General features: G+C 48.9%; 9 protein-coding genes. 5 read left to right on the forward strand and 4 right to left on the reverse strand.

Annotation, left to right across the window (positions count from 1 at the left end):
• Both AC1DUO_RS22480 and fabV read left to right on the forward strand, forming a co-directional pair.
• A partial coding sequence (locus AC1DUO_RS22480; RefSeq protein ID WP_477988825.1) for a hypothetical protein occupies positions 1-250 on the forward strand: 250 nt, incomplete at its 5' end.
• A 7-nt stretch (positions 251-257) separates the two neighbouring features.
• Entirely contained in the window at positions 258-1,454 is a 1,197-nt protein-coding gene (fabV, locus tag AC1DUO_RS22485) for an enoyl-ACP reductase FabV (RefSeq protein ID WP_013578012.1), read from the forward strand.
• Positions 1,455-1,578: 124 nt separating this feature from the next.
• On the opposite strand, the gene AC1DUO_RS22490 is transcribed toward fabV, so the two are convergent.
• The 3 genes from AC1DUO_RS22490 to AC1DUO_RS22500 all read right to left on the reverse strand — a co-directional run bounded on the left by AC1DUO_RS22490 (position 1,579) and on the right by AC1DUO_RS22500 (position 2,804).
• On the reverse strand, positions 1,579-1,881 hold the full coding sequence (locus tag AC1DUO_RS22490) for a TM2 domain-containing protein (RefSeq protein WP_013578013.1): 303 nt from the start codon (positions 1,879-1,881) through the stop codon (positions 1,579-1,581).
• Between the two features lie 213 nt (positions 1,882-2,094).
• Positions 2,095-2,400: a YdgH/BhsA/McbA family protein gene (locus AC1DUO_RS22495; protein ID WP_013578014.1), complete on the reverse strand. Its 306-nt coding sequence runs from the start codon at positions 2,398-2,400 to the stop codon at positions 2,095-2,097.
• 143 nt (positions 2,401-2,543) lie between these two features.
• Complete coding sequence (locus AC1DUO_RS22500; RefSeq protein ID WP_081481120.1) at positions 2,544-2,804, reverse strand: helix-turn-helix domain-containing protein; 261 nt, start codon at positions 2,802-2,804, stop codon at positions 2,544-2,546.
• Positions 2,805-3,044: 240 nt separating this feature from the next.
• On the opposite strand from AC1DUO_RS22500, the gene AC1DUO_RS22505 reads away from it, so the two are divergent.
• On the forward strand, positions 3,045-4,322 hold the full coding sequence (locus AC1DUO_RS22505; RefSeq protein WP_013578016.1) for a PTS ascorbate transporter subunit IIC: 1,278 nt from the start codon (positions 3,045-3,047) through the stop codon (positions 4,320-4,322).
• 127 nt (positions 4,323-4,449) lie between these two features.
• Here AC1DUO_RS22505 and AC1DUO_RS22510 read toward each other — a convergent pair whose 3' ends face one another.
• On the reverse strand, positions 4,450-5,838 hold the full coding sequence (locus AC1DUO_RS22510) for an aldehyde dehydrogenase family protein (protein ID WP_314522333.1): 1,389 nt from the start codon (positions 5,836-5,838) through the stop codon (positions 4,450-4,452).
• A 97-nt stretch (positions 5,839-5,935) separates the two neighbouring features.
• Here AC1DUO_RS22510 and ptrR point away from each other — a divergent pair, with 97 nt between their 5' ends.
• Both ptrR and AC1DUO_RS22520 read left to right on the forward strand, forming a co-directional pair.
• Positions 5,936-6,820, forward strand: coding sequence for a putrescine utilization regulator PtrR (gene ptrR / locus AC1DUO_RS22515; RefSeq protein ID WP_013578018.1), 885 nt, complete (start codon positions 5,936-5,938; stop codon positions 6,818-6,820).
• A 545-nt stretch (positions 6,821-7,365) separates the two neighbouring features.
• Positions 7,366-7,701 (forward strand): H-NS family histone-like protein (locus AC1DUO_RS22520; protein ID WP_477988830.1); only part of this gene is annotated, 336 nt, incomplete at its 3' end.

Raw genomic sequence — 7,701 nt, forward strand, 5'->3', positions numbered from 1 at the left:
GCGCAGGATAATGAATGTGCGGTATGCCGCCGCCATGCTTTTGGAATGCGTGAGGCCTGAAATGAACATCCCGGCGGGACTGCGTTACACTACAGAGATAATTTTTGGCTCAAATTTTATGCTTTCTGCCGAAAAAGAGCCTGTTTTCGGGTCAGAGAACTCTGTTTACACGGCGAAGAAGCGTCAGGTTTTGCCTGAAACGGCGCAAACCTATATTCTATCGGCCAATTTACTGAGACAGTTGCAATGAGGTCTATATGATTATCAAACCACGCATCCGTGGCTTTATCTGTGTTACTGCCCATCCGGAAGGTTGCAAGGCGAACGTTAAAGAACAAATCGACTACGTTACCGCGCAAGGCAAAATCGCAGGCGGTCCTAAAAAAGTCCTGGTGATCGGTGCTTCTACCGGTTACGGCCTCGCTGCCCGCATCTCAGCTGCTTTCGGTTCTGACGCAGCAACGCTAGGTATCTTCTTCGAACGTCCGGGCGATGAATCCAAAACCGCCACTGCGGGCTGGTATAACTCAGCCGCATTCGAAGAATTTGCTGATGCCAAAGGTCTGTACGCAAAAAGCATCAACGGCGATGCGTTCTCTGACGAAGTGAAGCAAAAGACCATTGAGCTGATCAAACAAGATTTGGGTCAGGTTGATCTGGTGGTTTACAGCCTGGCTGCGCCACGTCGCACCCATCCTAAAACCGGTGAAGTGTTCAACTCCACCCTGAAACCAATCGGTAAGCAAGTCACTATTCGTGGCATCAACACCGACAAAGAAACCATCAACGAAACCACGCTGGAACCGGCAACGCCTGAAGAAATCGCGGGCACCGTGGCAGTGATGGGTGGCGAAGACTGGCAGATGTGGATCGACGATCTGAAGGCTGCCGGTGTGCTGGCTGAAGGCGCGAAAACTACCGCGTTCACCTATCTGGGTGAAGAAGTGACGCAGGACATTTACTGGAACGGTTCTATCGGTGAAGCCAAGAAGGATCTGGACAAACGTGTTCTGGATATCCGTAGCACACTGGCAGAGCAGGGCGGCGACGCACGCGTTTCCGTACTGAAAGCCGTTGTGACGCAGGCGAGTTCTGCTATTCCTGTGATGCCACTGTACCTGTCACTGCTGTTCAAAGTGATGAAAGAGAAGGGCACGCACGAAGGTTGTATCGAGCAGGTTTACGGTCTGTACAAAGACAGCCTGTACGGCGCTGAGCCGCTGGTCGACAACGAAGGCCGTCTGCGCGCTGACCTGAAAGAGATCGCGCCAGAAGTGCAGGCTGAAGTGGGTAAACTGTGGAATGAAGTCACCAACGATAACATCGCGGAACTGACTGATTTTGCAGGCTACAAAAGCGAATTTATGCGTCTGTTCGGCTTTGGCCTGAACGGTGTTGATTATGCTGCCGACACCAATCCTGACGTGAAAATCAAACATCTGATTCAGATGTAATCTGATTTAGCGTACAGAGATTATGCGAACCCGCATCTGCCGAAAGGTGGGTGTGGGTTTTTTAATGTTTGGTAGATTTCAAAAAGCCACTTTGAAAGCGGCTTTTATAATCAGATAGCTAAACTCAACCGTATTTTTTGGCGAAGTTTTCATCTGAATCGCACAGATAAATAATGAATTCAATGAATGCAATTATTGAAGGAATAAACGTCCAGCAGAAGATGAGGTATAAGAACCCTTGCCCGATTTTACCCAGATAGAACTTATGAACACCAAAACCACCCAGGAAGAAAGCTAACAACGCTGCAGCAACCCTGCTTTTAGTCCCCTGAGGATTAATACTTTGAGTGGCGCCACAATGAGGGCATGATTTAGCCGACTCGTGGATCTCCTTTCCGCATCCTCTACAAAAAACCATAGATCCCATTTCTATTTCCTTACATGTTATTATTCGGACTAATCTTACCCGTAATTATCATTAAGAAAAAGAGAATGATGATGCTCCAGGCTGATGGGGCGGCGCTCCACCCGTGTACCGCGCGGCTAATGAATGGTCTTCAATATGCTTTCTCATCAATAAATAACGCCGCAAACCCTAAAGCCTGCGGCGTTCTTATTTCATGACACTCTGCTCTGCACATCAGCCATAGGCCACTTTGTGATTGATATGGTAAAAGGTCGCGGTGGCAGCCATAACGTGTTGCTGCTCTTTACCCGGTTTGTGCGATTCCACATGGGTAATGTGGTAGCCGACAGCGCCTGCATCCAGTGCTTTTTTAACAAATGCATTGTTGAGTTCTTCCATGGAGGTAGCCCAGGACACCGTGCTCACGCCGACAGCTTGCAGCGAGGCGATCTCGCGATGTGATAACCCTGAGCGGACCAAAACAGGCTTAACCGCTTTGGGTGAGAATATGGATAAGACATCATTCACTAAGCCTTTCATGGATTTACTCCTCATCAGGTCATTTTTCTAAATCGGATATTAAGCCGCACCGTTAATCGATCGTTGTGATGACGCATCTGAGATATTTAACGGGCGTGAGGTTAATAAATACCTTTTCATGTAATGACCTTTAGCTTTAATTGCTAATTCTTTGTTAGGCAACCTCCCGCCACAATTAACACGAAAGTAACAGAGGATATTTTCACCTGGTTACAGGTCATGTATTTTTGAAATGAGTGCAAGAAGGGGCACATTTCACGCCCTGTCTGCAGTATGCGCATTTCACCTTTCGTCCACGGTCCGGAGAGTGCGCTGGATAGCGTCGAAGGATTCAGACCCACGGCGCGGGAAGCGGCGGCCAGCATTGCGCTAGCGCCAGACCGGTGTCCTCTTGTTATGTCCATTCCAAAACACGTTAAAAAATGCCTTCTGCTCCACTAATTGCGAGTCACTTCACATCATCCCTTTCACGAACTCTATATAAAACACCGTGCCAAATAAAAAGAAACATTGTTTCATAAAAACAAATTTCGAATGACGTCTGAGCAAGGATGAATGAGGAATGTTGAAAAAATGTAACGATAAAGTTTCTTATAAAAAGGCCGCAACTTTCAATCAATATAAATTCAATGAAAGAGGGGAAGATGGAAATATTTCTGAGTTTGGTTAAAACACCGGCTGTTATCATTGCGATTATCGCATTTCTGGGATTGGTTTTTCAAAAAGCATCGGTATCAAGAATCATCACCGGAACGGCACTTTCTTTTATCGGATTTACCATGATAAAGGTCGGTGGTTCAATCTTAATGAAAGTGTTAACGGCTTTTAGCACCTTGTTTTCTAACGCCTTTAACATTGTTGGTGTGGTGCCGAGTAATGAAGCCATCATGGCAGCAACCATCGATCAGATTGGTTCAACGGCAGCGATAATTCTGTTGTTCTCTATGGTGATTAATATTCTTCTGGCCCGCTTTACGCGTCTGAAATTTATCTATCTCTCGCTGCATCTTGTCCTGTTTATGTCCTTTGCATTAACAGCAGTGCTGATGCAACTGGGTTATAGCTATTATCCCATTATTATCATCTCGTCGATTTTCATCGGTCTTTATATGGCCGCTTCTCCGTTTTTCCTGAACAGATTTAGCCGTGAAATCATCGGTTCTGACGAATATGCCATTTCTCACGCAGCCATATCTTCATATATCATCGGTTCATATATGGGGAAATGGTTCGGTAATAAAAAGACCGATACAGAACATCTCAAAATCAGTAACAAGTTTGATTTCCTGCGTGAACCCAATATCGCCACGCTTTTAACGATGCTGGTTCTTCTGCTGATATCCTGTGTATTCGCTACGCAACCGCAGATCAAAACGGCGATGACGCTTGTGTATGGCGCCGGTGCGGCAGATAAAAATACGATTATTTTTATTCTTGAGCAGTCGGCTGTGTTTGCTTGCGGTCTGTATCTCGCCAAAGCGGGCGTTAATTTATTTACGGCGGAAATCGTACCGGCGTTTAAAGGATTCTCACGAGTTTTCGCACCTGGCGCTGTCCCGGCGGTGGATGTCATGGTGCTTTTCACTAAAGCGCCAAATGCCACGTTGATTGGTTTTCTGGTGAGCTTCTCTGTGGAACTGGCCTGTATTCTCATTTTCCCGTTTGTCGGATTGCCCATTATTGTTCCGGGCATTATGGCGAGCTTTATTACGGGAGGCGCGGCGGCCATCTTCGGTAACGCCACCGGCGGTTTCCGTGGCGCGATTATTGCCAGTGGTATCAACGGACTGCTGTTATGTGTGTTACCTGCACTGACGTTGCCATTATTCTCACATCTTGGTGCGCAGGGTGTCACATTTGCTGACCCTGATTTCACCCTCTCTTCGCTGATTCTGGACCATCTGATGGGGCTGTTTAAGTAACCACAAAGGCGTCTCGTTATCAGCAGGCCGTCACAGCGATTGATGCCCGGCCTCACAGGCTGGCAAAAAATAATAATCACAGGATTATAAAATCCTGTGATTAGTTTAAACCTCCACCGGTTAACCGTTATTTACGGTTGCTCCACACGGTCTGCACGTTACAGAACTCGCGTAAACCGAAGTGTGAAAGCTCACGACCATAGCCGCTTTTTTTCACGCCACCGAACGCTACGCGCGGGTCTGACGCACTGTAGCCGTTAATAAATACGCCGCCGGTTTCCAGCTCGCCAGTCATCTGTTCTGCCCGTGCCAGGTCGGCGGTATAAATCGTCGCGCTCAGACCAAAATCACTGTCATTCGCCAGTTCGACCGCATGCTCAGCATCGCGTGCAACCGTAATCGCTGCGACCGGGCCAAATAACTCCTGACGGAATGCGGTCATTTGTGGCGTCACGTTGCTCAGAATAGTGGGGGCATAGAAGTTACCTTCGCCAGCAATTTTCTCACCACCGAGCAACAGCGTTGCGCCTTCTGACAGCGTTTCCTGAACCTGCCTGTCCAGCTCATCGCGCAGGTCGTAGCGTGCCATCGGGCCGATGTAGGTGTCGTCATCCTGCGGGTCGCCGATGACCAGTGCCCGCGTGGCGGCCACAAATTTCTCGGTAAAGGCTTCCAGCACACCTTCTTCAACAATCATACGTTTCGCGGCGGCGCAAACCTGTCCGGTATTCTGATAGCGGCCCGCGACAGCCGCCTTCACCGCTTCATCGAGGTTGGCGTCATTGAGCACGATAAATGGATCAGAACCGCCCAGCTCCAGCACACATTTCTTCAGTGATTTACCTGCCAGTTCCGCAATAGCACCACCGGCACGCACGCTGCCGGTTACCGTGACGGCAACAATACGCGGATCAGCAATCAACCCGGCAACATCTGCATTCCCGACATTAATTACGCCAAAGGCCCCTGCCGGAAAACCGGCTTTCAGCGCAGCCTGTTTCACCAGACGGGTCGTGCCCATCACGTTAGGGGCAGGTTTAAGCAGGAACGTATTTCCCGCCAGTAACGCAGGTACCGCGCCGCGCAGGATCTGCCAGACCGGGAAATTCCACGGCATAACCGCCAGGATCATGCCGGAAGGGCGGTAATGAATATGCGCTACGCCGTTATCGACCATGGTGGGTTCAGGTGCGAGCATCGCCGGGCCCTGCAGGGCATACCATTCGCACAGGCTTGCGGATTTCTCCACTTCAGCGCGCGCCTGTTTAATGGGTTTACCCATTTCGCGGCTGATCATGCGGGAGATGTCTTCACTGGCTTTGCGAAGTTCAGTCGCCAGATTATGCAGATGGGATGCGCGCTGAGTGATATCCGTTTTGCGCCACTGCTTATAGGCCGCGCTGCCTTGTGTGACTGCCATCTCAAGAGTCAGTGCGGTGTCGAAAGGATACTCTGCGATACGCTGACCGTTGAACGGGTTGAGCGAAATTGCGTGCGTGTCGGGCGTTGTCATTATGTGCTCCTCATTTATCCAGTCCGTTCAGCATAGAGACTTGCGAAGATGAATAAAAATGAATAAAAATAAGTAAACCGTTCACTTTTTGAGAAAGACTATGAATCTGTCACAGCTCGAGATGTTTCGCGCCGTTGCTGAAACCGGCAGTATCAGCGCCGCCGCCCAGCGGGTGCATCGTGTCCCGTCGAATCTGACAACACGCATTAAACAGCTTGAGGCGGAACTGGGCGTCGAATTATTCATCCGCGAGAATCAGCGTCTGCGCCTTTCGCCAGCAGGGCGAAACTTTCTCAGTTACAACAACCGTATTCTCGATTTAGTCGAAGAAGCGCGGGTGTCCGTGGCGGGCACAGAACCGCAGGGGATATTTGCGTTGGGCGCGCTGGAAAGCACTGCAGCGGTGCGGATCCCCACTTTACTGGCGCGCTATCACCAGCAATTCAGCAAGGTTGAACTGGCGCTGAGCACTGGCCCTTCAGGGGAATTGCTGGATAAATTGCTGGAAGGGGCGCTGGAAGCGACGTTTGTCGACGGCCCTGTGCTGCATCCGGTTCTGGATGGCGTRCCAGTGTATAAAGAAGAAATGGTGATTGTCGCCCCCTTACATCACGCGCCTGTGACTCGTGGGCAGGAGGTTAACGGGGAGATTCTGTATGCGTTCCGGTCGAACTGCTCTTATCGTCGCCATTTCGAAAGCTGGTTTGCGGATGATGGCGCTGCGCCGGGGAAAATCTACGAAATGGAGTCTTATCACGGCATGCTGGCTTGTGTGATAGCAGGCGGCGGGCTGGCGCTGATGCCGCGCAGTATGCTGGAAAGTATGCCGGGCAGCAGCACGGTGAGCATCTGGCCGCTGGCCGACAATTATCGTTTTTTGACAACGTGGCTGATATGGCGGCGCGGCGCATTAACCCGCAATCTGACAGAATTTGCGGCTCTGGCCTCTCAGTTAACGGTTAACCTTCCGCCACCTGCAAAATAATCTGCCAGTCCAGTGCGAGCTTCAGCGCCACACACGCGGCGCAAACAATAAAAATGGTCTTAAACATAGGGTAAATAAACATCCTGTGTGACGTGAGTCACATTTTAAAGCGATGCTGCGTAAACCGCTTTAAATTTTTTGTGCAGAAGATGCTTTTCGTCGATTTCCGGCAGGAAAATTTTTAGCGAAATGAATAAGAGTAAGCGTGAGATCCGCATCAAAAGAAAAGAACTGGCCCGATTTGTACATAATAGCAACATATGTTATTCACGCACTGATACTCTTATAAAGAGAGGTAAATTTAGCTTAATAATGTTTTCCTGCTTATTTTGAAGTTCTGCAGGTGATTTGTGCGCTGAAAATTTATTAACCCAGAGTCAATAATTACTTATAAAACTAACGCATTAAAACGCAATAAACCAAAGAGGCTCACGCAGGAATTGTGTAATAGGTTGTAATATTATCCTGACGCAATTGATATCAATATTGGTTTGTGTAGAATCAGAGTCACTAATTTAATGGCACATATCTAAAGTGAGCACATCATGGACAACGCATTAAACGTTTTGAATAATATCCGTACACTTCGGGCTCAGGCTCGCGAAATGCCTTTGAGTACTCTGGAAGAAATTCTTGAGAAACTGACTGCCATTGTTGAAGAAACTCGCGAAAATGCCAAAGCGCGCAGTGCGCAGCAACAAGAGCGCGACGAAAAATTACTGAAATACCGCGAAATGTTGGCAAACGATGGCATCGCGATTGATGACCTGTTGGGCCACCAGAGCGCGAAAGAAACCACTAAAGCCAAACGTAAGCCACGTCCGGCCATTTATGAGTACACAGACACTGACGGTTCTAAAAAGACCTGGACGGGTCAGGGT

It is taken from the genome of Rahnella sp. P4_A8 (assembly GCF_056402435.1).

What these genes read in the sequence shown, in the direction of transcription:
- AC1DUO_RS22490 (WP_013578013.1), bottom strand. Translation starts at nt 1,881, where the DNA reads ATGGGATCTATGGTTTTTTGTAGAGGATGCGGAAAGGAGATCCACGAG.
- AC1DUO_RS22500 (WP_081481120.1), bottom strand. Translation starts at nt 2,804, where the DNA reads ATGGACATAACAAGAGGACACCGGTCTGGCGCTAGCGCAATGCTGGCC.
- fabV (WP_013578012.1), top strand. Translation starts at nt 258, where the DNA reads ATGATTATCAAACCACGCATCCGTGGCTTTATCTGTGTTACTGCCCAT.
- AC1DUO_RS22495 (WP_013578014.1), bottom strand. Translation starts at nt 2,400, where the DNA reads ATGAAAGGCTTAGTGAATGATGTCTTATCCATATTCTCACCCAAAGCG.
- AC1DUO_RS22505 (WP_013578016.1), top strand. Translation starts at nt 3,045, where the DNA reads ATGGAAATATTTCTGAGTTTGGTTAAAACACCGGCTGTTATCATTGCG.